The sequence below is a fragment of the Emergencia sp. JLR.KK010 genome, from assembly GCF_037018265.1.
Classification (GTDB): domain Bacteria; phylum Bacillota; class Clostridia; order Peptostreptococcales; family Anaerovoracaceae; genus Senimuribacter; species Senimuribacter intestinalis.
Window position 1 is genome coordinate 2,453,089 of sequence record NZ_CP143550.1, and the last position, 23,950, is coordinate 2,477,038.

A 23,950-nucleotide genomic window follows, 5' to 3' on the forward strand; every position below is an offset into this window, starting at 1 on the left:
TTCATTTGTTATTTCAATCTATTTAGCCCAGTTCTGACTGCGTTTGACCGCCTCGTGCCAGCCCTGCAGTAATTCTTTTTGTTTCTTCTCCTCCATAGAAGGTACAAATTTCCTGTCGCTCTGCCAGTTTTCCAAAACATCCTGCGTACTTTTCCAGTATCCCACTGCAAGACCCGCAAGATACGCCGCTCCCAGAGAGGTCGTCTCAATGCACTTAGGTCTTATCACCTGCTTTCTCAGCATATCTGCCTGAAACTGCATGAGGAAATTGTTGGCAGAGGCGCCTCCGTCCACGCGAAGTTCCCGCATCTCATGACCCATGTCCTGTTCCATAGCAAAGAGCAGATCATAACACTGATATGCCAAAGATTCCAGCGTGGCACGCACCAAATGATGCTTATTTGCTCCTCTAGTAAGTCCAAAAATTGAACCTCTTGCGTAAGGATCCCAGTAAGGGGCACCCAGCCCTACAAAGGCAGGTACGACAAATACGCCTGCTGCGTCTTTTACAGACAGCGCCATTTTTTCTGACTCACTGGACTTTTCCAAAATTTCCAGTTCATCTCTAAGCCACTGAATGGCAGCACCACAGACAAATACCGACCCTTCCAGCGCATAAGTGACCTTTCCATCCAGTCCCCAAGCGATTGTCGTAAGCATCCCGCTTTTAGAAAAGATTGGTTTCTGCCCGGTATTCATCAAAAGAAAACATCCGGTTCCATAGGTACTCTTGGCTTCGCCCTCTTCAAAACAGGTCTGCCCAAACAGCGCCGCTTGCTGGTCTCCTGCGGCTCCGGCGATTTTTACAGGGCCACCAAAGATGGTGTCCAGCGTCTGTCCGTAAACTTGACTTGAAGGTCTTGGTTCCGGCAGCATCTGCTTAGGAATATTCAAGATTTCCAGGATTTCCTCATCCCACTTCAGCGTATGGATATTGAACATCATAGTTCTGGCTGCATTGGAGTAATCCGTGATATGTACTGCGCCGCCAGTCATCTTCCAGATAAGCCAGGTTTCAATGGTCCCAAAGAGCAGATTCCCCTCTTCCGCCTTTTGTCTTGCGCCTGCCACATTTTCCAAAATCCATTTCAGTTTGGTACCGCTAAAATAGGCATCGATTAAGAGCCCTGTCTTTTCCTTGAATTTATCGGAAAGCCCGCTTTCTATCAGGGTATCGCAGTACTGGGCAGTTCGCCTACACTGCCACACAATGGCATTATATACAGGCTGACCGGTATGCTTGTCCCAAACCACAGTAGTCTCTCTCTGGTTGGTAATACCGATGGCTTCAATATTCTCATAAGTGAGCCCCGCTTTCAGCATCGCTTCATGCGCAACCGTCATCTGGCTGGACCAAATTTCTTCAGCATCGTGCTCTACCCAGCCCTCTTTCGGATAAATCTGACGAAACTCTTTCTGTGCAGCGCTTATCTGGTTTCCTTTCTTATCATAAATAATACACCGGGAGCTGGTTGTCCCCTGATCCATTGCTAATATGTATTTTTCCATCTCATTCTCCTAATAATCTCTGGCTATACAAATACTGCCATAATCTGATTGGATATATCAATGCCTGCTTCCGAAAGCCTGAGCTTTCCATGTTCTTCTAAAAGGCTGCCGCTTTGAAAAAATTCAGCAAGTTCTGTCCTTCTATCAGCATATACTTCCCAAAACGCTACAGCGAATCGTCTTTCAAATTCCGCAAGATCAATACCGCAGGTTTTGCGAAGACCTGTAAAGACAAACTCGCACATATCGTCTTCTCTTGTGTTCTTGTGAAATTCCGGAAAAGGTGCTTCAGTAAAGCGAACCCCCTCTACATATGAACTGGCGCCGCTGCCTATACCCAGATAGTCTGCAAGCGACCAGTACTTCAGATTATGTCTGCACTGTTTCCCCGCCTTTGCCGTATTAGAAATCTCGTAATGATCATAACCAGCTTCTTTGAGCACCTCTATAGCGCGATGATACATGCGCCGATCCTCTTCATCGGAAATCTCTGTAATTTCCCCTCGCTGAAACATTTCATAATAAGGCGTGTCCTCTTCAATCTGCAGGCTGTAAAAAGAAATATGCGCAGGCTGCAGATTGACTGCCTGCTTAAGTGTCTTCTCCCAAATCTCCATAGTATGCCCTGGCACTGCAAACATCAGATCCAGATTGATATTATCAAAGCCACACTGCCTTGCCATCTGAAAACTTAAGACCGCATCACTGCTGTCGTGAGCCCTGCCTAGATTCTTTAAAATTCCATCATCAAAGGACTGAATGCCTATAGAAAGCCGATTGATGCCAAAAGATCTGTAAGCCAGTAATTTCTCTTTGGTCAAAGTCTTCGGATTGGACTCTATGGTAATTTCCACCTCTTTATCAAGGAAAAAACACTGGCGCAGCTGATCCATAACTTTTCCGATTAGAGAAGCCGGCAGAATCGAAGGCGTGCCTCCACCGAAAAAAACCGTATCCACAAGATACTTCTGTCCGTAAACCTCCCCATAGGCCTTGATGTCTTCGAGAAGTTCTTCTATATATGCCTCCTGTTGAGCGAGACTGCTGCCGCCGCTGGAATAAAATCCGCAGTACAGGCACTTTTGCAGGCAAAAGGGAATGTGAATGTAGATTCCCAGTTTCTGTCTTTCTTTATTTGTTGTCGTCATATTTCAGCACCGCTGTGAAAGCCTCCTGTGGCACTTCCACCTTTCCGAACTGACGCATTCTTTTCTTTCCCTCTTTCTGCTTCTCAAGGAGTTTCTTTTTCCGGGAAATGTCGCCGCCGTAGCACTTGGCGATAACGTCTTTTCTATATGCCTTGACCGTCTCACGAGCGATAACCTTCTGCCCAACCGCCGCCTGAATCGGCACCTCGAACTGGTGCATAGGGATAATCTCCTTCAGCTTCTCACAGACAAAGCGTCCCCTGTTGTACGCCTTTGACTCGTGAACAATCATGGAGAATGCGTCCACCAAATCTTTGTTGAGCAGCACGTCCAACTTGACAAGCTGAGATTTCTCGTAGCGGATAAACTCGTAGTCTAAAGAGCCGTAGCCGCGAGTCTTCGATTTCAGCGCGTCAAAGAAATCATAAATAACCTCGTTGAGGGGAAGCTCATAGTGGAGCTGTACTCTGTTTTCGGTGATGTATTCCATGTGAAGCATTTTGCCGCGTCGATCCTGACAAAGCTCCATGATAGAGCCTACGTATTCTTTTGGAATCATGATGTCCGCTTTTACAATTGGCTCTTCGATATGGCTGATTTCTGTCTGATCCGGCAGGTTGGTCGGATTCTGAATCATCTCCACACTGCCATCCTGCAGCACAACCCGATATACTACACTCGGCGATGTGGTGATAACCGCCAGTCCAAACTCCCGCTCCAGACGCTCCACGATAATTTCCATGTGTAAAAGTCCCAGAAATCCACAGCGGAATCCAAATCCCAGCGCTGTAGAAGTTTCCGGTTCAAAGAGAAATGCCGCATCGTTGACCTGCAGCTTCTCAAGTGCATCTTTGACACCCTCGTACTTTTCACCCTCTGCAGGGTAAATGCCGCAGTAAACCATAGACTGCACTTTCTTGTAGCCCGGCAGGGGTTCTTCTGTCGGTTCCTTATCCAGCGTGATTGTGTCGCCTACTCTTGCATCACGAACCTGCTTAATACTGGCACAGATGTAGCCAACCTCTCCTGCCCGCAGAGATTTAGTCGGCACATGACCCGGCGCCATAACGCCTACCTCGGTGACCTCATACTTCTTATTTGTATTCATCAGACGAATGGTATCACCCACTTTAACAGCACCGTCAAAGATACGGGTGTAAATCACTACGCCTTTGTAATTATCGTAAACAGAGTCGAAAATCAGCGCTTTCAGTTTGCCGTTCACATCGCCTGTCGGCGCAGGCACAGTCTGTACTACCGCCTCCAAAAGGTCTGTAATACCGACGCCTTCCTTTGCAGATACAAGCGGCGCCTCTGATGCATCAATACCGATCATCTCTTCGATTTCTTCCTTGGTCTCCTCTGGTCGGGAACTTGCCAGGTCGATCTTGTTCAGGCAAGGCAGAATCTCAAGATCCTCTTCCAATGCCAGATACACATTCGCCATCGTCTGCGCTTCTACTCCCTGGGTGGAGTCAACGACAAGAACCGCACCTTCGCAGGCTGCCAAACTTCGGGATACCTCATATGTAAAGTCCACATGACCCGGCGTATCGATGAGATTGAAAATATACTCATTGCCGTCCTTGGCCTTGTACACAAGACGAGTGGTCTGAAGCTTGATGGTAATGCCGCGCTCCCGCTCCAAATCCATGTTGTCCAAAAACTGTTCTTTCATATCTCGATGGGCAACCAGCCCGGTATTCTCAATAATTCTATCGGCAAGGGTCGATTTGCCGTGGTCAATATGAGCGATAATACTAAAATTCCTGATAAATTTCTGATAATCCATAAATTTCCTCGCTTTGCACGTACTTCTTCAAGATATATTTTATAGCAAGATGGCTTATTTTTCAATGTAATTTTCTAGTTTTTCTGTAAGACTTTCTGCAAAAGAATCAGTATTTCTTTCCATCATGGCACACTGCCTGTCCACATGAACTACTGCCATGGTGCCTACCATAAACAGCATGAACAAAATCACTGCATTTCTAAAAGTTTTCAAAATCATTCCTCCAGTGCATCTGCCAGAATTTCTCCGAACACCTCTGCACATCTTCTGACATCTTCAATATTGTTTCGATTATTCCCCATTTCAATTAAGATGGATTTTCCAGAAAGTTCCTGGTTATACCAGTAAGGCCGTTCCAGAATTTCTCCCGTATAGCCGCCATACTTGCTGTCCGCAATAGTATTCAGCTTCCCAAGAAAAGCGCTGTTCTCCTCATAGGTTTCCGTCGTGTTGCTGAGCACATAGGAATATACGGCGCAGGTTTTTCCGCCGACAGTCTGTACTGGACCTGCGACTTCTGCCGCCGTTGCATCTCTGTGCAAATCGATGATACATTCTATGGATGGATATTTTTTTAGCAGTGCCTTAACAGTTTCAAAACTTCTGGAGTAGGATTCGTTATACGAAGGATTGTCGTGAAGCGTTTTGTCATGAACCACACCAATCCCCCGCTCTTCCAGCACATCAGTCAGCACATCACCCGCATCACGTACCGTGTTTTCCTCTTTTGTCGTATGATAATTGCCGGAAGAAGCCGGAAGATAGCTTTCTGTGGCATGGGTATGATAAATAAGCACCTTCGGTGCGCCGTTATTCTTCTTCACCTTTTTGGGCTTTATTTTTTCATCTTCCTTGCTTTTCTCTGTCTCGGTCTGCACTGCCGCTGTGATGTTTTCGTCACCGGGTTCAGTATCATTGTCTGCAATGAGCTCCATACACGGCAAGCTGCTTTCGATACACATGGCCGTCAGCTGTTGTCCACTGACCGCTTCTCCTGTCATTTTGAAAAAAAAGCCTGCCACTGACACCACATAAAGCAGTGCAAAAAAAAGTATCGTCTGTTTTTGTCTCATTGCCTTCCTCTCTCCTTGCTTATCTAAGGTACTCTAAGAGTATATGCCGGGGTGCAGGGTAATATTAACAGCTTTTGCAATGATGTCCGAAAAAGATTTGATGACAAGGTCAATGTCCGTTGAAGTGACTACCATGTCAAATTCTCTGCTGTCCATATAGTGATATGCTTTTTCTTCTGGAATTTTCATCTCCTCTAACGCCTCCAAAATAACAGTCTTTGAATCAATCACCGTAGGCACACCGATAGCGATGACTTTTGTACCCAGGGAGGCTTCATTCAGTTGCTTTCGCACATTCCCCATACCAGCACCAGGTGATATGCCTGTATCGCTGATTTGAATGGTAGTACTGACTCTATCGATATTTCTTGCAGCCAGCGCATCGATGGCGATAACTACATCGGGCTTTGTCATCTCTACTGCCTTTTCGATAAGTTCTGCCGTCTCCATGCCAGTGGTTGCAGTTACCCCCGGTGCCAATCCGCTGACATTGGACATTTCTTCATCGCCGTCACAGCCGAAAATTTTGAAAAGATGACTGGTTATCTTAATCTTAGAAACGGTATGCGGCCCCAGACTGTCCGGTGTAACCTTCTCGTTGCCAAGCCCTACAACCAGTACTTTTAGGTCGTACCGATGTTTCACCAGCTTGGAGAGCTGCCTTGCAAGAGCCTTTGCCGCTCTTTCCGAAATCCCCTCTTTTTCATCGATAATCCCCTTGACCTCCATGGTGACATACCTGCCGCAAGGCTTTCCCAGCATGGCTTCACCCTTTAGATTGACTATGTCAATGGTCGTTACTTTGATGTCTTCATCAATCTTTTCCTTGTCCATCACGATGCCGTCCTTTTCTCCCGGACGAACACCAGACTGTTCCAAATTTTCAACGCCTTCCACTGCAAGGTCTGTTCTGTATTTCAAAAAAATCACCTCCGTGATGTGTAGTTTTTCTTTAAAAAGTATGCCCGCAAAGGCGGTAAATATGTAACTTGCTAAAAAAGCCTTGCAAATTCCCACTGTTTAGGCTATACTTAATGTGCGAATTTAGCGTAACAAAGCTAAAAATTTAAATAGTGGGGTGAATAATTATGGCAAACATTAAATCCGCAAAAAAAAGAATCAGAGTAATCGACAAGAAAACGGCTAGAAACAGAAGAGTTAAGGACCATGTAAAGACTGCTCTTAAGAATTTCGATGCTGCTTTAGAAGAAGGCAACATGGAAGCTGCTGCAGAGAAATTTGTAGTAGTTGAAAAGAAATTAATGCAGGCTGCAGCAAAAGGTACTCTTAACAAGAAAGCTGCTTCCAGAAAAGTTTCCAGATTAGCTAAAAGATTCAACGCTGCAAAAGCAGCAAAATAAGTCTCACCCGTCCCCACCAGTGCATAAGTTAAATGCACATGCGAGAGCAACAAAACCGATGGATGTGTCTCCCATCGGTTTTACTTTTACCCAAAATAGAAAGGACTGATTATTATGTCACTACATATCGGCGCCGAAAAAGGCAAAATCGCAAAGACCGTTCTCATGCCGGGCGACCCGCTGAGAGCCCAGTTCATTGCAGAAAACTTCTTGGAAAACGCAGTCAGATACTCAGAGATCCGCAATATGTACGGTTATACCGGAACCTACAAAGGGGTTCCCGTCTCTGTGCAGGGCAGTGGTATGGGCATGCCGTCCATGGGAATTTATTCCTGGGAACTCTTTACAGAATACAATGTAGAAAACATCATCAGAATCGGCACTGCCGGCGCTTTCCACGAAAAACTTTCCGTAGGTGATATCTTGGTTTGCCTGGCGGCCTCCACTGACTCCAATTATCAGCATGCATTTCATGTACCGGGGCAGTACTCCCCTAGCGCCAGCTTTGAACTTTTAACAAAAGTCATGGACGCTGGAAAAGAAAACGGCATTTCCTTTAAAGCCGGAAACACCGTATCCTGTGACGTATTTTATGAGCTGGGAACCAAATGGTGGAAAGAATGGTCGTCTATGGACGTCCTAGCTGTAGAAATGGAAGCCGCAGCTCTTTATATGAACGCCGCATATCATAGCCGCAATGCACTGGCTATGATGACTGTAAGCGACCACTTTATCACCGGTGATAAAGCTACTGTCGAGCAGCGTCAAAACCAGTTTACTGATATGATGAAGCTGGCGCTGGAAGCAGCAATCAAATAGTCTTTTAAAGAAAGACCATTAATTTTTTGTACAGTTCCATTTCAATATTCATCAATCTGCCGGCCAGGGCACGTTCCTTCTGGTCGGCATTTTCATACTGACGTAAATACTTTCCCAAGGACTTCATCCCCATATGACATCCGTCAATCAAAAGCTCCGCAACACGGCTATCATCATCAGACATCATCATCTTTACTTCTGTAGTAAACCACATCATAGCTTTTGCCATTGTCGGCGGGTCCTTTTCATCTTCACCATCGTTGTTCAAAAGCTGGTGGGCAATATCTCCAACAAGCTGATGTTCCTTTCTGTATTCTTCAATCAAGTCTTTCAAATCCTGCTCTTTAACAAACTCAATAACCTGATCAAAACTATTGGTTGCATTTTTGCAGCCCGCGTTAACTTCCCGTAAAAGTCTGATACTATCTTCGTTCATGATTTCATTCTCCTTTTTGACTTAGTATTCACACGTTCAGCAACACTTATGCAAAAAAGACTTGCATTTGGGGAGAAGTCAAGTTATAATACAGTTATAGGTATAAAAGGAAATTTCAGTAATTTTTTAACGAGAGCAATCCAATTGGGTTGCTCTTTTTGCGTGCGGATTGATAAGGTCAATTCAAACCTAATTTAAACTTAACACCACAGAATCACACAAGGAGGAAAAATATGGATAAAACGATTCATTCAAACAGAAATTACCAGGATAGTGTCTTCTCAAAACTGTTTTCCAATGAAGAAACCGCTTTGGAACTTTACAATGCACTGAGCGGAACAAGCTATGGACCTGAAACAAAAATCAGAATTACAACACTAAATAATGTGCTATTCTTAGAAAAATACAACGATCTAAGCTTCACTATCGAGGACAGAATTATCGTTATGGCAGAACATCAAAGCACGATCAATCCCAATATTCCATTGCGATTACTGGGTTATTCAACAGATACATATACAAAACTTATCGATACAGACAGGCTTTACAGCAGCACCCAAATCAAACTGCCAACGCCTGTCTTTTATGTATTCTATACAGGAAATGAACCTTGGAACGTCAAAAGCCTAAGCCTTGCTGACAGTTTTATCGAAGCGCCTCCCGAAAACTCGTTAAATTTAGTAGTCAAGCTCATCAATTTGCGATACAATAAAGATAACGAAATTTTAAATCGCAGCAAAACCTTGCTGGGCTACAGCAAGCTGGTTACTTATGTAAAAAACAATTTAAGCAGTGGCGCATCTCTCGAAAATTCTATCAGATTAGCAGTCCAGCGTTGTATTGAGGAAGGCCATATCGTAGACTTTTTAAAAAAACATGGGGAGGAAATCGAGAAAATGAAGTTTTATGAATTCACGATGGAAGAATACAGAAATTTAATTGCAAAGGAAGCCGCCGAGCAGGGACTTGCGCAGGGCATCGAACAAGGCATTAAAATCTTTATCTTGGATAATCGCACGGAAGGCATACCCGACGATAGAATCTTCACCAAACTGATAAACCTCTTCCATCTGACAGAGGAAAAAGCATTAGAATATCTAAAACAGTGAAAGTGCGAACGGAAAACCGTTCGCACTCTTTTGATTTATATATCACTGATATTCCTTACTTACTCGTACCAATATTCTTTTAGTAATTTTTTATATTTTTTAAATACCCCAAGCCAATTTTTTCGTTGGGATTCCGTTAATTTCAAAACAACTGACGCGCCATCATCACCATAAACACGAACGCGAACCTTCTTTTGTTCGAAAATCTTAATGATTTTGTTCAACTGTTCTTCTCGGTCTTTACTATTGCTAGACAGTGTCACCCACCAATCTGAACAGGATGAATACATTCCATTTTTGTAGTTGTACCTGCTCCATTCGGTTTCATCTCCTAATTCCATGGTAACTCTTCGATTACTTGTATAAAACCGAATCTTTTCCAGATTGAGATTATAATAGCCGATAGGAGAAACAAGCGCAACGCGCCCTCTTACTGCAAGTCTCAAGGTTGCAGTCTTTCCCTTCTTTTTTATATCTATATATGGTTGACAGGAACCACCCAAAATGTACATGGTTTCATAACTGAATTTTGCGTCTGATGAAATAGTTTTGCCATATAGTCTGGCATGTTCGCCGACATCTATGTTTTTATAAACAATGTTCTTTGTCGCAAGCGACTTTGCAAGTCTGGATAATTCTTTATAAGTTGGTTCTACAAATACGGTCTCATAGGTATACGACCTAAAGCAAATACATACGTCCGCCTCTGGTATCACTGTGATCTCATAAGTTCCCTCAGGCAAGTCTGTAAAATTAAATTCTTTGTAATAAGCCCGGTCTGCACGTTCAGAGGTATTGACTGTAAAAGTCTGATTGTAATTGCGGTCTCCGGTAATTAAAGAAACTTTTAATTGATATGGTGCAGTTTGCATTTCATCATAATCGGGAGATTCTTCTGTTTCCCAACACTGAATGCGCAGCTTTCCCTCCGCTCCGACCTTAACTTGATCGCTTTCCGAGTCTCCTGCTACTATAACTTCTGTCCAGTCACTAACTTTTGCCCACTCTCTTTTCTCACCGCCGTACACATGAATTGACATCATACATATCGATAGAATAAGCAGAATAGAAATCCACAATCTGTTTTTGATTCTAAACTTTTCCAAGAAAATGCTCCTTCCCGAATCATATCTTTACGATTCTAGTATTTTTTGTAATAGCCATCATATAATATCTGCACCGCTGCTTTTTTCCAATATACCCTGTCGTTCTTCTTATTTCATCTCATTCAGCACTTTTTTCGCTGCTTCGTGATCACCCATCCAAGGCACTCTGCCATCTTTATGATACATATAGGTCTCGTCCCCTTTGCCGAGAATCAGCACGCAGTCCCCGGTCTTCGCACCGGTAATGGCTGCCTCAATAGCCTTATAGCGATCCTCTATCACAACACCGTTTTCGTGTTCCATGCCAGACAAAATCATCTCGCTGATTTGTGCGACACTTTCGTCTCTCGGATCTTCTTCGGTCACATAGACAGTATCGCAATATTTGCCGGAAATTTGCCCCAGCACCTTTCGCTTTACCTTGTCCCGCTTGCCGGCACAGCCAAATACGGAAAAAATTCTTCCGCCCTTGACAATTTCTTTGGCATACTGAAAGACCTTTTCAAATCCGTCCGGCGTGTGGGCATAATCTACAATAACCGTAAAATCCTGCCCTTTATCAATAATTTCCATTCTGCCGTCCACCTGCGAAATGTGCGAAAGTTTTGGAAGCATATCCTCAATAGCCATACCCGCCTGATGCATACCAGCGATTGCGCCCAATAAATTATATAAATTATATTTGGCAGAAAGGTTCGTTTTTACCGGATACCGCTTTCCATCATGTACCAGCGTGAACTCCGAACCGCTGACATAAAGGCATACATCTTCAGCCCTATAATCCGCATCTCTGTCGATTCCGTAGGTCACATATCTGCAAGCTGTACATGCTGCTAACTCCTCAAAACTCCCCTCATCTGCGTTAAGCACTGCCACTCCGCTTTCTTTCATCTGCGTAAAGAGCAGCTTCTTCGCCTCAAAATACTGCTCCATGGTCTTGTGATAATCCAAATGATCGTAAGTCAGATTCGTGAAAATAGCCACATCAAAATCCACTGCATCTGTACGTCCCATAGCAAGACCGTGAGAGCTGACTTCCATAGCGACCGCTTCCATGCCATAATCCGCCATTTCCTTTAAATTCCCGTGAATCTCCAGTGCATCCGGCGTCGTCAGACTAGGAATTCTGCTCACATCACCGTAGCGAACTGCAATCGTTCCCATATAGCCGCAGGGCTTTTCATATACATCACTGATAATGCTGGTTGTAGTGGTCTTCCCGTTGGTTCCGGTGACACCAAAGACTGTCATCTTACAGCTTGGCTGTCCAAAAAACAAATCACAAATGCGATTCAGTTCTTTGTTAGTGTCGCTGACTTTCACATAGGTAACCCCTGCGAGCTTTTCAACCTCATCGCTGTGAACCACGCAGACTGCGCCCTTTTCACATGCCATCTTTGCAAAGCGATGCCCGTCCGCTTCCAGTCCCTTTAAACAGAAAAACATATCCCCTGCTACGGCTTTTCTGGAATCAATGCAAAGACCTTTTATTTCAATATCGGGTTGACCCGAAAATAATTCTGATAAAAACATAGTTTCATACCCTCCTGGATTTTATGGTTCCCATATGGTCTATATTTTACCATCATTATGAAAAAATAACAACGGGATATTCCAGTTTCTCCACAGCAAACCCATGAAAACAAACTGCCTGCACGAAAGAACGCAATTCTCTTTCTGCAGACAGCCTGTCGTATTTTTATTCACATGCCAGTCTTTCGATGGCAAGCCGGTAGATTTCTCTAGCTTTTTCCAGATCCTCTGTAAAAATCCATTCATTTGCCTGGTGTTCTGTCAGTTCCCTGCCTGGAAATGCCGGACCGAACGCCACGATATTATCCATGGCTCTTGCGTAAGTACCTCCGCCGATCAGCTGCGGCGGTGTATCATCACCGGTTACCTCTCGGTATGCCTCCATCAGCTTACTGATGACGAATCCGTCCTGAGCCATATAAACTGGTTTCATCGCCGCTTCAATTTCTACCGCAATCTCCGCATCAGCAAAATTATCACACAGTTTTGACACCACATCTTCTTCTGCATAAGTGACCGGATAGCGAATATCCACTGCCAGCTTCACTTTTCCATCGTCCATAGAAATCTTACCGGCATTAAAGGTAAGCCCACCGCTGGCAGAATCAGAAAGACCGATTCCACAACCAGAGCCGTCCAGGCACCAGCCGATTTTATCCATATACACCTTCGCAAAGTGACAATCTCTGGCAGCAGCCTTTTCCATCAGTTTGGTAATCGCATTTTCTCCATCCTCCGGCGTACTGCCATGAGCAGCTTTACCTGTCTCTTGAAAAACACTTCCGTCCAAAAGCTTTCCCTTTGCCCATGCCGCCACCATGTTAGGCGCGTCACCGCCGGCAATCTCCAAAAATCCTGCTTTCGCTGCATCCATAGAAAGCACTGCCATCAGAATGCCCTTTTCTCCATAAATCGCAGGAAAATCAGCGTCTGGTGTGAATCCGAAGGATGGAATTTCCTCACAGGACTTGTAATACTCCATATCTTCCCAGTCGCCGCATTCCTCCATCACACCAAAGATAATACGAACGCGCTTGTTAAGTTTTTTTCCCGATTCCAGCACATCCTTCATAGCATAAATCGCTGCCATAGCAGGCCCTTTATCGTCCATGACTCCGCGTCCATAAATGCGGTCTTCCTTTACCGTTCCGGCAAAAGGTTCGCAGGTCCAGCCCTCTCCTGCCGGCACCACATCCAAGTGGCAAAGAATACCCATCAATTCCTCACCTTCACCGATTTCTGCATAGCCCAGTTTTCCGTCTACATTCTTCGTACGAAATCCCAGTTCCTTACAAATATCTAGTGCGCAGGCAAGCGCATCGAAAACTTCTGGCGTTCCGGTTACGCTGGGAATTGCAAGCAATTTCTGTAAGTTTTTAATCATTTTGTATCATCCTCCGATATTTTGCAAAATATTCATCTATGCACTCAATTATACACGAAAGCCTTAATTCCGTCTACCCTCAGTCTGAGACCAGTGCAGCGAATCAAAAGCAACTTCACCCGGTACAAAGTTGTTAAATCCCATACGCACCATAGATTCCAGCGTCACACAGCCGTTCAATACCGGCTCAATGACATTGACACGAATCCGTCTTTCAGAAAGAATCTGGAGCAAGTCGTCGTAGATATAGTACATTGCCGTACAGCCAAGACATATGACACTGACTCTGTCTTTCTGCACCATATCAGCACAGAGATCTGCCAAAGATGCAAGCACTCTCTCCTTTTCCTCTTTGATATTTTCCACCATCAAGTCCAGCGCCCGAATAGAGGTGATACGCTCTGAGACTCCAAAGGCTCTTGCCTTCTTCTCTTCATTTAAAATGCCTGCCTGATCAGTAGTAATGATGCCGATTCTCTCTCCCAAAGAAAGAGCAGTAGTTACCGCTGCTTCATAAGGTCCTACAGCCGGTATCAGCCCCATCTCTCGAAGTGCATACACGCCCGGATCATCAAAACAGTCCACAAAGACGCCATCAAAATCCTCCGCATTTTCCCGCACCGACATGACGACCTGACTGCCGTTTACCATGCCGGCAAGCTCTGTCTCCACCGTTTCAAACCCATACTGCAGACTGGAAAATTCCAGTTCCGTCTCCGCCGTCAGATGAGGTTTCAGATATGCGGCAAGTTCTTCACTGTATGCAGAAAAATCTCCTACCACAGGGATGATAAATTTTAGTTTCATCACCTGCGCCTCTTATCTTTCATTAAAAGGCACGTAATCAAAGTCAAAGCCGAAACTTCTTGGACCAAATACTTCAAGACCTCTTTCCGCTTTCCAAATTTCTGGTGCCGGCAGTACGAATACGGTCAGTTCCATGCCGTTCTCGTAATTAGGGTTAGTCACCGGTGTGCCGTCTTTGTCCACAACACAGATTAAATCTGGCACTGTAATGTCCACTTCACCATCCAGATAGGAAACTAGATGCTCGTTCTTGTACCAGAACTTATACTCGTGACCTTCATATGCGCCAGTACCTTCCAGTACAGTATCGCCAAAGATAAAGCCTCCAGTTTCTTCTACTTTCCATTCTTTTACGATACCACGGAACAGTACCTTGCCGTTTCCTGCCTCGCAGACTTTTTCGGCTACATCTTCACCATTTTCCTTTGCTTTTCGAAGGGCCTGCCCCAGCTTCAGCGTGTAAGACAAGGCATCAGGGATGATTGCACCGCGAAGCTGTTTTCCGGTAATAGCATGGTCCGCCACACCGATTTTGTTGCCGCTGGCAACAGCCACACTTCTAACAATATCCTCCGCACGCATATCATCTACAATATCTTTTACAATCATAGCATCACCAAACTGTGTTGCCAACGCAATCGGCGCCATAGGAATGTCTTTCACAAAGAAAGTGCTGTGCTGCAGCTCCGGTACAGAACGCCCTGCCGGGTCAGCGTCGATAATAGGAACACCCAGCTGGCAGGCTGCGTGAAGCGCAAAGGCAGTGTTTGCACCACCGAGTTCTGTAGAAACCGCGCCAAAAAACTTCTGACCGAAGTAATCCTCTAAGGTGCGGAATGCCAGCAGCGATTCCGGATAGTCCAGAAGCGGCAGGTGGGCATACTCCTCTCCGCCGCCTTCCAGCGAAGCAGGAGAGCCGCACATATACGGCACTGCAATGTACGCGTCATCTGGCACTTCGTCCACACTTGCTATGTACAAATCTTTACCCTGTTCAAAATCTTCCTCCATGGTGCGAAGTCCCAGTTCTAAGTCTCCACCTCCGCCAGTGCCTACAATGGTGCAACCATAAAGAATATCAATAATTTCTTGTTTTTCAAGCTTTCTCATAATTCTATCCTCCAATCAAAATTCTTCTAAATTATTCCACTGTTCCGTCCAGCTCTCTCGACTTTGACGGAATGAATTTTTCAACAATCAGGTAAACGATGAGTCCCCAGAGCAAACCAGAGTAGTCAACTTTCACCACAAAAGCTGCAATGGCAATAGCGATTACCGTCGAAATAATACCAGTCCAGTTGAAGCCTTCCACTCTGTGCCAGCTTTCCGGTTTCCCTTTTCCGACAATCCAGTAGTCCGCCATCATGACGCCGCCCATGGCGGAGAACACATAGGACAGCAGGCTCAGGAACGATTCAATGTGTCCCAGAATGCCCAGCACTGCCAGGACGATGCCTACAAGACCGGTCACCAAGGTCGCCAGCTTTCTCTTGTTATCCGGCAGATTAAAGGTCATCACCACATCCAGTCCCGCAGAATAGGCATTGAGGGAATTCGTGGTCCAGGTTGCCAGAATCAGCACAATAATGCCCAGAAACGGCAGTCCCACTGTTGCCAGTACAGACGAAATGTCGTAATCGTTTGCTACCTTTGTCATGAGAATTCCCAAAACCAGCGTAAAAATAGCCGCTGGAAGTATTCCCCAGAAAGTGGATTTGATAGTTTCCTTTCTGCTCTTCTGAAATCTGGTAATATCAGAACAAGTGACAGCAGCCACTGCCGTAAAGCTGAAGGAAAGACCGATGCCCTGAATCATAGTCATGGACTGTTCTACCTCTACAGAAAGCCCGCCAGACCCAAACTTTCTAAATGCCATCACAGTACCCAGCACCATGATGATAACCAGCAGCGGAATGGAAACGGAATCCAGCTTTTTCAGCGCATTCATACCGAACACAGCACTCAGAAGCATAATCACACCCCAGATGATAGAGGATATGGTTACTGGAATTTCTAAGCCGGTTGCAATTTTCATCAGGTTAGAAAATGCATCGCCACATACGTTGCAGTTGATGCCGAACCAGCCAATCATGGAAATTGCCAGCAGCGAACTGATTAAAATTCTGGCTCCCTTCGTTCCAAAAGTTGAGCAGGTAATCACCGCACTGGGAATCCCCAAATCTGCTCCCTGCATCCCCAGAAAGAAAGAGATGAGAATCGTAAGCAGATACCCGATAATTCCCGCTGCAAGGGCTTGCCACAGCGGCATAGATGCCGACAGAATTGCACCCAGCAGAAGGCTCGGAACGCAGATAAACAGTCCTGTCTGCACAGCAGCCAGTGAAACCCACCCTTTTCGGTCTTCAGGCTTTACTCTCTCTAGAGCAAAGTCTTCCATTGACTTTTTGTTTTCTTCTAGCATAGTAAAAACTCCTTTTCTTTGATTGCACCAATCATATCAATTTTCTGATAACTTGTCATTATCGAAAAGCCTAAGAAAGAAAGCTTATTTTTGTAAATTTCACAATTCGTTATTGCTTTTTCCCAGGATTCATTTATAATTTATACAAATAGCACTGTCGAAAAGAGGAAAAAAATGAAAAAAATCACCGTTTCAGACATCCTGAACCTGGATATCTTCAGCGGCTACCGTCTGGTTGCAGGCAAAAGCGGGCTCCTGAATGAAATTCACTATATCAATATCTACGACAATCCCATCAGTGAGATTGATACAGATATTCAGCTTTTTCCCGGCGATGTCTATCTGACCTTCTTTTACTATGGGAAAGACGATACTTCTTACATCATGCATACGCTGGACTATCTGATTTCACAAAAAGGCGCTGCACTCATTGTCTTTGACGAATATATGAATACGCTGCCAAAAGATGCAATTGCCCTTTGCGACGCTGCAGGTCTTCCCGTCATTTTTCTCAATTGCCGCACCCCCTATTCTCTGGTTATTGCAAGCATTGTGGAATGTAAAATTGCCATGGAGCAGAAAAATACACTGGAAGAAAAGCTGGAAACCATTGTAAGCCGCAACAGTTCCGCCGATGAAAAACACCATCTTCTGAGAGAACTTAACCCTTCCTTCCAGCAAAATATCACGGCACTATTCGCACAGACCGAAGCAGATGTACTGCCAAGCGATATTGTCAATCTCATCTCTATCATCATTCGCGACCTTAGAAATTTTGCTGCAGAATTTCGCGGTGGAATCCTGTTTCTACTTTCCTACCCGGACAGCAGAAACGATACTGCCGCTAAAACCATACAGCACACTGCCGACCAAATCCATACTGCCTTTCCCGGTGCACGCATTGGTGTCAGCAATCCCCATAAACTGGATGATGCGGGCAGAGCAATCTCAGAAAGTCTGCTGTGCATTACTGCCGGCAAACCTGATGCAGCAGGGCGAATTGACTACAGCGAACTCGGTGTTGCCCGCATTCTTGTGGATTTTTTGGGAAGCCCTGCGCTAGAAGAATTTTACAATGACATCGCGCTGCCGATTCAAAAGTCTGACGCACAAAACAACACCTGTCTTTTTGACACCATGCGAATCTTTGCCGAATATGAAATGGACTACAAAAAAACAGCGGAGGCAATGTTCGTACACGAAAATACCATCCGCTATCGTATCAGTAAGCTAAAAGAGCTGATTCCTTATGGAAAAAGTGATATGGACTTTCTGGAGACAATCTCTATCATCTCAAAAATCCACTATATGAAGCAGCGCTGAGCCGTTTTGTATAGCTTTTACGCCATGCGCTGCCCTACGATTACATCAGAGACTCGTCTTTTGCCAGCACCGGTCCGTCATAAGCAAAGGAGGGCATCAGTTCCAGCTTGAATTTGTTCGTTTTGCGCTTATAGTCAATCTTTGCTTTGACTTCCTCATCTTCACAAACACCGGTTCTGATATAAGTGTCAAGAGCCGCATAAGTGAATCCCAGATTTTCTTCATCGGAAAGCCCTGAAAGTCCGTCGATTGGAGTCTTTTGCACCAGCTTTTCAGGAAGGCCTAGGTAAGCGCCGATGGCTTTGACTTCCTGCACAGTAAGATGGGACAGCGGGCTGAAATCTCCTGCCGCATCGCCATATCTGGTAGAATAGCCTACCCAGTCTTCCGACAAATTGCAGGTGTTGGCAACACGTCCGTTCATGGACTGCGCCACAGCGTAAGTTGCCGCCATACGAAGTCTCGCCGGCAGGTTGGTCCTCGTCTGCTTTGTCACCTCACAAGGTAGCTTATCTGTAATTTCTCCGAGCAGTCCGTCAAATCCTGCTTTAATATTAATAATAGTATGGTCTATTCCAAGATGGGATACCAGCAGCTTAGACGCGTCAATATCCGCCTGCTCGCCATTTGGCAGAAGCACACCGAACACTCTGTCCTTTCCAAGTGCGGCTACGCAAAGTGCAGCTACCACAGAACTGTCTTTTCCGCCGCTGATGGCAACAACTGCCTTGCAATCCTTGCCATTTACTTCAAAAAATTCCTGAATCCAGGAAATCACATCCCTCGTTACCTTTTCTACATCAAACTGATACATCTTTCTACCTCACTAAAATCTGACACATTTTCATCGCTTCAAGGGCGTTGTTATGGCTCTCCGGCGTTACACCAGCACAGCAGGAACCCTCCACGGTAATTGGCGTCTCAGGATAAGCAGCCTTCAAAATCATTCCGTTGGAAATCACGCAGATATCTGTGCAAACGCCGCAAAGTTCAATTTCCGCTGGTGATGCTCCCGCCAGCTTATCGCAAAGCCACTTTGGTAAATCGAGACAGCCGAAAGACGGTTTGTCTAGCGTGTTTCCTTCGGCTACGTAATCCGCCAGTTCATCAATAATCTGCCATCCATCGCTGCCCTTGATGCAGTGCGGGACCGGCAGCAGCCTGCCCTCCTGGGTATTCAGGTAGTCCTCGCCATGGGTATCCCTTGTAAAAAATACCGGCAAGCCGCGCTCTTTATAGCTTTCGATTTTTTTCTTTATATTTTCAATAATCTGCTGTGCCTCTTGATTTGCCAAAGCTCCTGTTACGAAATCCTTCTGCATATCGATGACCAGCAGAATTTTATTCTTTTCCATGATTTATATTTCTCCTTTTTTCTTTCTGCATTCCAGTTTACATCAAAAAAGCCAGGCGGTCAATGCGATACCGCCTTTATTCTGCAATGATTTCGTTCCACCGCATGAGACTAATCAGGTTCAGCAACTTCACGGAGTCGGTTCTGTATTCCTCTCCCTCTTGGTCGTACAGCCATGCGCTCTTTTGATTCTTTACAATCCGAAAAAAGATCGGATCGAACTTACTCTCTGCAAAAAAGATGCAATTGCTATAATTAAATTGAAAGATTTCAAAATGAATTTGATTTTGCTCCATCATTTCTTCCAAACTAATTTCTTCTAAATCAAAATTCTCTTTTAAATAGTTCTCATAAAGCGAATAGTCATATTCGTGCGGTGTAATCTGCAGCTTATATTCTGCCAACAGCTGTGCAATTTGTTTTTCCCCCTTAATACTGTCGCCTTTTTCCCCGATATAAACTGCAGGTCTTCCTGTATTTTCTCCCCGCAGCCATTTCCAAATCCGCCATATGATTCGTTTCATCTTTATCTCCATATTTTTACTTAGGTTAATACTTGTAATCCTATTATACTTCCCCTCCCGTAATAAATCAATCCGCGTCATTTTCGTGGATTATAAGAAAGTCGGCTGCGAAATTCTATATAAAAATAAAACGCGATGTATAGTTGACATTCGTGTCGGATATGATGTATAATGCCAGTAGGCAAAAAGTAGTTAACACGAAATGTGTGCAAAAGAAAACCCGGCAGTTGCAGCTCAATGGCATTAAGTTAAGGGATTTAAAGAGAAGTTAGTATTGTTCGCGATATTAACTTCTCTTTTTTTCCTTTGATTCAAGCTGATAAATTGTTTTTTTGTAGATTTAAAAACGCAACAAATAGACAAGAGCGTTCCCTTGTCAAAAAAATAATGTATATTTCAAAAATCTATGCTATTCTATACATGAAACTTATTGCCTGTTTGGCTTTCATTTCACGAGGCCTTGAACGTCCAGGCCGAATGGGCGTTATATATCTTGCAATAAGTGATTCAATATTAGGTGGGATATTTATACTAAGCAGGAATTCACGGCATATATGTACTGCGACAGAAAAATTGACTTTATATTCATACTTTCTGTCTTTCTTTTCAATGACTACGTGCGAGGTAATCAATTCTGAAAAGTTATACATGATTAACCGTGCAAAGATTTCTTGAAGTATGTATTCCACCTTTTTTGAATGAAAATGAAGCAGTCCTACTGTATATTTCAAATCTCTAAATGAAGTTTCAATTCCCCACCGCATGCCATACAGTTGTTTCAGAGTATCCGCAGGGAATTCATCAGTATCCAGATTAGTTACTACAACTTCGTAATAATCCTCTGATATTGGAAAGCGTACAATGCGAAATGGCAAATTATAAAGTACTGCAGGATCAGATTTTCTGCTCTTAACAGGCAGATAGTCAAATGGTTTATTATGCGCGATTCTCCGATAGTGATTTCTCTGCTCAAAAAGCTTTTTCATTTCATTAGTCTGTTTCCGAGTTAATTTTAAATCGATATACTCATCGAATTCCTCAGTATCCGGCAGCTCCAAGCCATGCAGAATACCGGATGAATATTGATTAAAATCTTTCACCCGTATTAGATAAAACCATCCTTTTTCTTGGATATGAGCCATGTTGTTATATGCCTCATATCCTCTGTCTGCAATCACAATTACATTTCCCTGCAGAGCGGATCTGTCCACCATTTCAGTCAACGCTTTGTTTTCACCGGCTTCTTTGCGTTTGAAAACGACTGCATCCTCATAAGTGTGAGATTTCAGATTATATAAAGCATTCAAATGCAGCAGATTATAAGGTTTTACACCTTCTGCTATTTGAAAAAGTGAGTCTTTATCGTTTAGATTAGTTGCGATTTGAATATCTGAACCATCAACAGCCAAGAGTTTATATCCTTTATAATTATCATTACTATAAGTTGCTGCTGTAAAATCGTGGAAAAGCGACGCAAATGCTTTAGGAAGTATTTTCTTACGCTGCTGGACAAAAGCAGATGATGTTGCTGTATTTAAGCCATAGCCAAACTGCCGTAAAAGTTCATTTGATAAAGATGCTCCCTCCATTGTCAATAACGAAAGAATCATTTTCTCATATGGTATTTTTCTGTTTCTGGAAAAATCTGTTTTGGGGTTAGAAACAAGGCCTGTTAAATCCTGTTTCTGCTTATTAATAATGTCCATAATCAAATTTTTTAGTTCCAGTGAAGTCCTATTCATGCGGTATCCTCCTTGTAAAAAGATGTTATCTAATTACAAGGGCCGCTTTAGCTGCCTCTAAAATATTCAGCAGCTAAAGCGGCCGCATTTTTTTGTTCATATGTCAATACTTATTCTCAAAAAAATCCCACACCACATTTTCTGTGATGTGAGATTTTCTTAACTTAATGCCATTGAGTTGCAGCTGCCGGGTTTTCTTTTCTCCTTTTTCGACAGGAGACACTCGAGGCTAGTTGTTGTCATCTTTTCTGTCTAACCATTTGCAAATATAGTAGGCGATTATACTTTCCATTACAGAAAGAACAAAAGTAGTTAACAAATGTGTCCCTCCCTTCCGTTGCCGGATTGGTTATGACAACATCTGTATTATATCACACTATATCATAAAAGGAAAATATTTTTATTTTTTCCTTTTATTGTAAATTTTATTCATTCCGTGCAGTTTGTCCCTCCATCCAATAATATCTCAACTACCGAAAGATTCAGCACATAGTATCTTCCTATTTTCTCCACTGCCCCTGCATTGGCAAAATTACTCATCAACCTGGAAACAGTAACTCGATTTAAATGAAGAATTTCGCTGAGTATCTGATGGGTTAAATCCAGTTCAATAGTCACAGTATCATCTGCCCTCCTTCTGCCGCATACCGCCGCAAATCCAAGAAGCAGCGTCAGCAGTCTGCTTTGTGACTGCGGAATCGCAAGCAATGTAATCCTGTTGAAATATAAATCACCCTGCATGTCAGAAATGCGCAGCGCGTTCTTTACAAATGAAGCATTATCTTCCACTAATAAACGTACATCTCTTCCTGAAATCACATAGCAGCTGCACCGGCAACATCAGAAACGTCGGTCAGAAATTATATAAATTTCTCACAGTAAAAGACGCAGAATCCTTAAAAACCGTCTGCACCTTCGTGGCACTGACCTTTTCTTTTGCTTTAGGCGCAGTTCCCGGCACCTTGTTTTGTCTCTGGCTTTCCGAAAAAGCCGTCTGGATTTGCGCTGTGATCATGCTGCTTCTGGCGCTGTGGATGAAAAAAGCAAGTAACTATATTTCATAAATCTTTCAGAAAAAGAGTCGTCATTACATTCCTTTGTAAGCACGGCTCTTTTTCACACGAAAAGTTTGATTTTATCAAACTTTGTGTATAAATATTACAACTTTTATGTTATCATAGAAATAATGACAAGGAGGCTTATAATGGAAAACAGAGTTGCATTAATTTCAATTATTGTAAAAGACTTAAATGTCGTAGAAGAGCTTAACGATATGCTGCATCAGTACAGCAGTTACATTATCGGCAGAATGGGACTGCCCTACAGGGAAAAAGAAATGCATATTATCAGCGTAGCCATCGATGCGCCGTCAGATATCATCAACGCGCTGTCCGGTAAGATTGGAAAGCTGCCGGGTATCAGCAGCAAGGTCGCCTATGCCAACGAATAATCCAGTAACGCGCACCATCGACGCCTTGGCGAAAGGCACTGTACCGGAAGATGACGCACTCCTTGCACTGCTTGCCTGTGATTCCCCTGAGAAAAACCAGTATCTGCAGGAAAAAGCAGATATCCTGCGTCGACAAACCTTCGGAAACCATGTCTATATCAGAGGTCTCATCGAATTTACCAACTACTGCAAAAATGACTGCTATTATTGCGGTATCCGCAAAGGCTGCAAGTCCGTGACTCGTTACCGGCTAACACCGGAAGAAATTCTGCAGTGCTGCGAAAACGGCTACGAACTTGGCTTTCGCACCTTTGTTCTGCAAGGCGGTGAAGACCCTTATTGGAATGATGACAGACTGGCGTCACTGGTCGAAGCAATTCGCGCTGCCCACCCAGACTGTGCCATCACCTTGTCTGCAGGTGAACGCTCCCAGGAAAGCTATCAGAGACTTTTTGATGCCGGCGCAGACAGATATCTGCTGCGTCACGAGACCGCAGACAAAGCACATTATCAAAAACTGCACCCGCAGGACCTTTCCTTTGAAAACCGCATGGAATGTCTGCAGCACCTAAAAGAAATTGGCTATCAGGTAGGCTGCGGCTTTATGGTCGGCTCTCCAGGTCAGACCATAGAACATATCCTGAAAGACCTGCGGTTTCTAGTAGAATTTCAGCCTCATATGATTGGAATCGGACCTTTCATTCCGGCTGCAGGCACGCCCTTTGAAAAGGAGTATGCCGGCTCTGCTGACCTGACCGTAAAGCTTCTTTCCATCATTAGGCTCCTTTTGCCAAAAGCGTTGCTCCCAGCAACCACAGCCCTCGGAACGGCATCGGAAGACGGCAGGCTTCGCGGCATCTGTGCAGGCGCCAACGTCATCATGCCCAACCTTTCTCCGGCTTCTGTCCGGAAAAACTATCGGCTCTACGACAATAAAATCGCCACCGGCGCAGAAAGTGCTGAGGGTATTTTACAATTAAAGAAACAAGTTGAAAGAATTGGTTATGAGATAGTGACCGCACGCGGCGACTATCCTGACATAAAATGAACTAAAACCT

General features: G+C 44.2%; 25 protein-coding genes. 7 read left to right on the forward strand and 18 right to left on the reverse strand.

Annotation, left to right across the window (positions count from 1 at the left end):
- Positions 1-18: 18 nt before the first annotated feature.
- From glpK to gpr, 6 genes are read right to left on the reverse strand one after another with little or no spacing between them, the layout of a single operon-like run.
- Positions 19-1,509 (reverse strand): glycerol kinase GlpK, encoded by a 1,491-nt coding sequence (gene glpK, locus V1225_RS11820; RefSeq protein ID WP_161909129.1) that lies wholly within the window; start codon positions 1,507-1,509, stop codon positions 19-21.
- A gap of 23 nt (positions 1,510-1,532) precedes the next feature.
- Positions 1,533-2,657: a radical SAM family heme chaperone HemW gene (gene hemW, locus V1225_RS11825; protein WP_338546555.1), complete on the reverse strand. Its 1,125-nt coding sequence runs from the start codon at positions 2,655-2,657 to the stop codon at positions 1,533-1,535.
- Positions 2,641-4,449, reverse strand: a complete 1,809-nt coding sequence (gene lepA / locus V1225_RS11830; protein WP_160200384.1) for a translation elongation factor 4 — start codon at positions 4,447-4,449, stop codon at positions 2,641-2,643. Before lepA ends, hemW begins: the two co-directional genes overlap by 17 nt.
- 54 nt (positions 4,450-4,503) lie before the next feature.
- Positions 4,504-4,662, reverse strand: coding sequence for a hypothetical protein (locus tag V1225_RS11835; RefSeq protein ID WP_160200385.1), 159 nt, complete (start codon positions 4,660-4,662; stop codon positions 4,504-4,506).
- Positions 4,663-4,664: 2 nt separating this feature from the next.
- A complete protein-coding gene (gene spoIIP / locus V1225_RS11840; protein ID WP_161909127.1) occupies positions 4,665-5,522 on the reverse strand; it encodes a stage II sporulation protein P in 858 nt (285 codons plus the stop codon).
- A gap of 33 nt (positions 5,523-5,555) precedes the next feature.
- Positions 5,556-6,443, reverse strand: coding sequence for a GPR endopeptidase (gene gpr / locus V1225_RS11845; RefSeq protein WP_161909126.1), 888 nt, complete (start codon positions 6,441-6,443; stop codon positions 5,556-5,558).
- Positions 6,444-6,610: 167 nt separating this feature from the next.
- Between gpr and rpsT the strand changes: the two genes are divergently transcribed.
- Positions 6,611-6,883, forward strand: a complete 273-nt coding sequence (rpsT, locus tag V1225_RS11850; protein ID WP_160200388.1) for a 30S ribosomal protein S20 — start codon at positions 6,611-6,613, stop codon at positions 6,881-6,883.
- A gap of 114 nt (positions 6,884-6,997) precedes the next feature.
- Positions 6,998-7,702: a purine-nucleoside phosphorylase gene (gene deoD / locus V1225_RS11855; RefSeq protein ID WP_160200389.1), complete on the forward strand. Its 705-nt coding sequence runs from the start codon at positions 6,998-7,000 to the stop codon at positions 7,700-7,702.
- Positions 7,703-7,706: 4 nt separating this feature from the next.
- Here deoD and V1225_RS11860 read toward each other — a convergent pair whose 3' ends face one another.
- Positions 7,707-8,138, reverse strand: a complete 432-nt coding sequence (locus V1225_RS11860; protein ID WP_160200390.1) for a DUF2383 domain-containing protein — start codon at positions 8,136-8,138, stop codon at positions 7,707-7,709.
- A gap of 233 nt (positions 8,139-8,371) precedes the next feature.
- Between V1225_RS11860 and V1225_RS11865 the strand changes: the two genes are divergently transcribed.
- The gene (locus V1225_RS11865) at positions 8,372-9,247 is read left to right on the forward strand and encodes an Rpn family recombination-promoting nuclease/putative transposase (RefSeq protein ID WP_251615903.1); all 876 of its coding nucleotides are present in this window, start codon (positions 8,372-8,374) and stop codon (positions 9,245-9,247) included.
- Positions 9,248-9,306: 59 nt separating this feature from the next.
- Here the strand turns inward: V1225_RS11865 and V1225_RS11870 are convergent, their stop codons facing one another.
- The 6 genes from V1225_RS11870 to V1225_RS11895 all read right to left on the reverse strand — a co-directional run bounded on the left by V1225_RS11870 (position 9,307) and on the right by V1225_RS11895 (position 16,499).
- Positions 9,307-10,353: a hypothetical protein gene (locus tag V1225_RS11870; RefSeq protein WP_251615904.1), complete on the reverse strand. Its 1,047-nt coding sequence runs from the start codon at positions 10,351-10,353 to the stop codon at positions 9,307-9,309.
- 108 nt (positions 10,354-10,461) lie between these two features.
- Positions 10,462-11,886, reverse strand: a complete 1,425-nt coding sequence (locus V1225_RS11875; protein ID WP_160200393.1) for a UDP-N-acetylmuramoyl-L-alanyl-D-glutamate--2,6-diaminopimelate ligase — start codon at positions 11,884-11,886, stop codon at positions 10,462-10,464.
- Positions 11,887-12,052: 166 nt separating this feature from the next.
- The gene (locus V1225_RS11880; RefSeq protein ID WP_338546559.1) at positions 12,053-13,270 is read right to left on the reverse strand and encodes a Sapep family Mn(2+)-dependent dipeptidase; all 1,218 of its coding nucleotides are present in this window, start codon (positions 13,268-13,270) and stop codon (positions 12,053-12,055) included.
- A 63-nt stretch (positions 13,271-13,333) separates the two neighbouring features.
- Positions 13,334-14,077 (reverse strand): aspartate/glutamate racemase family protein, encoded by a 744-nt coding sequence (locus tag V1225_RS11885; RefSeq protein WP_160200395.1) that lies wholly within the window; start codon positions 14,075-14,077, stop codon positions 13,334-13,336.
- A 12-nt stretch (positions 14,078-14,089) separates the two neighbouring features.
- Positions 14,090-15,187, reverse strand: coding sequence for a DUF917 domain-containing protein (locus V1225_RS11890; protein ID WP_160200396.1), 1,098 nt, complete (start codon positions 15,185-15,187; stop codon positions 14,090-14,092).
- 31 nt (positions 15,188-15,218) lie between these two features.
- Positions 15,219-16,499: a cytosine permease gene (locus V1225_RS11895; RefSeq protein WP_161909120.1), complete on the reverse strand. Its 1,281-nt coding sequence runs from the start codon at positions 16,497-16,499 to the stop codon at positions 15,219-15,221.
- Positions 16,500-16,673: 174 nt separating this feature from the next.
- Between V1225_RS11895 and V1225_RS11900 the strand changes: the two genes are divergently transcribed.
- Positions 16,674-17,822, forward strand: coding sequence for a PucR family transcriptional regulator ligand-binding domain-containing protein (locus V1225_RS11900; RefSeq protein ID WP_338546561.1), 1,149 nt, complete (start codon positions 16,674-16,676; stop codon positions 17,820-17,822).
- Positions 17,823-17,862: 40 nt separating this feature from the next.
- Here the strand turns inward: V1225_RS11900 and nadE are convergent, their stop codons facing one another.
- The 5 genes from nadE to V1225_RS11925 all read right to left on the reverse strand — a co-directional run bounded on the left by nadE (position 17,863) and on the right by V1225_RS11925 (position 22,231).
- Positions 17,863-18,636 (reverse strand): NAD(+) synthase, encoded by a 774-nt coding sequence (gene nadE, locus V1225_RS11905; protein ID WP_251615922.1) that lies wholly within the window; start codon positions 18,634-18,636, stop codon positions 17,863-17,865.
- A gap of 4 nt (positions 18,637-18,640) precedes the next feature.
- Positions 18,641-19,177, reverse strand: a complete 537-nt coding sequence (locus tag V1225_RS11910; protein WP_160200400.1) for an isochorismatase family cysteine hydrolase — start codon at positions 19,175-19,177, stop codon at positions 18,641-18,643.
- A gap of 76 nt (positions 19,178-19,253) precedes the next feature.
- Positions 19,254-19,700: a hypothetical protein gene (locus V1225_RS11915; RefSeq protein ID WP_160200401.1), complete on the reverse strand. Its 447-nt coding sequence runs from the start codon at positions 19,698-19,700 to the stop codon at positions 19,254-19,256.
- A gap of 404 nt (positions 19,701-20,104) precedes the next feature.
- Positions 20,105-21,442: an IS4 family transposase gene (locus tag V1225_RS11920; protein ID WP_338546076.1), complete on the reverse strand. Its 1,338-nt coding sequence runs from the start codon at positions 21,440-21,442 to the stop codon at positions 20,105-20,107.
- 429 nt (positions 21,443-21,871) lie between these two features.
- Positions 21,872-22,231 (reverse strand): helix-turn-helix domain-containing protein, encoded by a 360-nt coding sequence (locus V1225_RS11925; RefSeq protein ID WP_251630515.1) that lies wholly within the window; start codon positions 22,229-22,231, stop codon positions 21,872-21,874.
- Here V1225_RS11925 and V1225_RS14745 point away from each other — a divergent pair.
- From V1225_RS14745 to hydE, 3 genes are all read left to right on the forward strand, one after another.
- On the forward strand, positions 22,213-22,506 hold the full coding sequence (locus V1225_RS14745) for a DUF1275 family protein (protein ID WP_350339723.1): 294 nt from the start codon (positions 22,213-22,215) through the stop codon (positions 22,504-22,506). The two genes, V1225_RS11925 and V1225_RS14745, sit on opposite strands and share 19 nt — an antisense overlap.
- A 140-nt stretch (positions 22,507-22,646) precedes the next feature.
- Positions 22,647-22,892: a TM1266 family iron-only hydrogenase system putative regulator gene (locus V1225_RS11930; RefSeq protein ID WP_160200405.1), complete on the forward strand. Its 246-nt coding sequence runs from the start codon at positions 22,647-22,649 to the stop codon at positions 22,890-22,892.
- Positions 22,879-23,940: a [FeFe] hydrogenase H-cluster radical SAM maturase HydE gene (gene hydE, locus V1225_RS11935; RefSeq protein WP_160200406.1), complete on the forward strand. Its 1,062-nt coding sequence runs from the start codon at positions 22,879-22,881 to the stop codon at positions 23,938-23,940. The genes V1225_RS11930 and hydE overlap by 14 nt, the downstream gene beginning before the upstream one ends.
- The last annotated feature ends 10 nt before the right edge of the window (positions 23,941-23,950 follow it).

Bases quoted from the DNA above. Each gene is read 5' to 3' on its own strand.
- glpK (WP_161909129.1), bottom strand. From the start codon at position 1,509: ATGGAAAAATACATATTAGCAATGGATCAGGGGACAACCAGCTCCCGG.
- hemW (WP_338546555.1), bottom strand. From the start codon at position 2,657: ATGACGACAACAAATAAAGAAAGACAGAAACTGGGAATCTACATTCAC.
- lepA (WP_160200384.1), bottom strand. From the start codon at position 4,449: ATGGATTATCAGAAATTTATCAGGAATTTTAGTATTATCGCTCATATT.
- spoIIP (WP_161909127.1), bottom strand. From the start codon at position 5,522: ATGAGACAAAAACAGACGATACTTTTTTTTGCACTGCTTTATGTGGTG.
- rpsT (WP_160200388.1), top strand. From the start codon at position 6,611: ATGGCAAACATTAAATCCGCAAAAAAAAGAATCAGAGTAATCGACAAG.
- deoD (WP_160200389.1), top strand. From the start codon at position 6,998: ATGTCACTACATATCGGCGCCGAAAAAGGCAAAATCGCAAAGACCGTT.
- V1225_RS11860 (WP_160200390.1), bottom strand. From the start codon at position 8,138: ATGAACGAAGATAGTATCAGACTTTTACGGGAAGTTAACGCGGGCTGC.
- V1225_RS11865 (WP_251615903.1), top strand. From the start codon at position 8,372: ATGGATAAAACGATTCATTCAAACAGAAATTACCAGGATAGTGTCTTC.
- V1225_RS11875 (WP_160200393.1), bottom strand. From the start codon at position 11,886: ATGTTTTTATCAGAATTATTTTCGGGTCAACCCGATATTGAAATAAAA.
- V1225_RS11880 (WP_338546559.1), bottom strand. From the start codon at position 13,270: ATGATTAAAAACTTACAGAAATTGCTTGCAATTCCCAGCGTAACCGGA.
- V1225_RS11885 (WP_160200395.1), bottom strand. From the start codon at position 14,077: ATGAAACTAAAATTTATCATCCCTGTGGTAGGAGATTTTTCTGCATAC.
- V1225_RS11890 (WP_160200396.1), bottom strand. From the start codon at position 15,187: ATGAGAAAGCTTGAAAAACAAGAAATTATTGATATTCTTTATGGTTGC.
- V1225_RS11895 (WP_161909120.1), bottom strand. From the start codon at position 16,499: ATGCTAGAAGAAAACAAAAAGTCAATGGAAGACTTTGCTCTAGAGAGA.
- V1225_RS11900 (WP_338546561.1), top strand. From the start codon at position 16,674: ATGAAAAAAATCACCGTTTCAGACATCCTGAACCTGGATATCTTCAGC.
- nadE (WP_251615922.1), bottom strand. From the start codon at position 18,636: ATGTATCAGTTTGATGTAGAAAAGGTAACGAGGGATGTGATTTCCTGG.
- V1225_RS11910 (WP_160200400.1), bottom strand. From the start codon at position 19,177: ATGGAAAAGAATAAAATTCTGCTGGTCATCGATATGCAGAAGGATTTC.
- V1225_RS11915 (WP_160200401.1), bottom strand. From the start codon at position 19,700: ATGAAACGAATCATATGGCGGATTTGGAAATGGCTGCGGGGAGAAAAT.
- V1225_RS11920 (WP_338546076.1), bottom strand. From the start codon at position 21,442: ATGAATAGGACTTCACTGGAACTAAAAAATTTGATTATGGACATTATT.
- V1225_RS14745 (WP_350339723.1), top strand. From the start codon at position 22,213: ATGAAGCATTATCTTCCACTAATAAACGTACATCTCTTCCTGAAATCA.
- V1225_RS11930 (WP_160200405.1), top strand. From the start codon at position 22,647: ATGGAAAACAGAGTTGCATTAATTTCAATTATTGTAAAAGACTTAAAT.
- hydE (WP_160200406.1), top strand. From the start codon at position 22,879: ATGCCAACGAATAATCCAGTAACGCGCACCATCGACGCCTTGGCGAAA.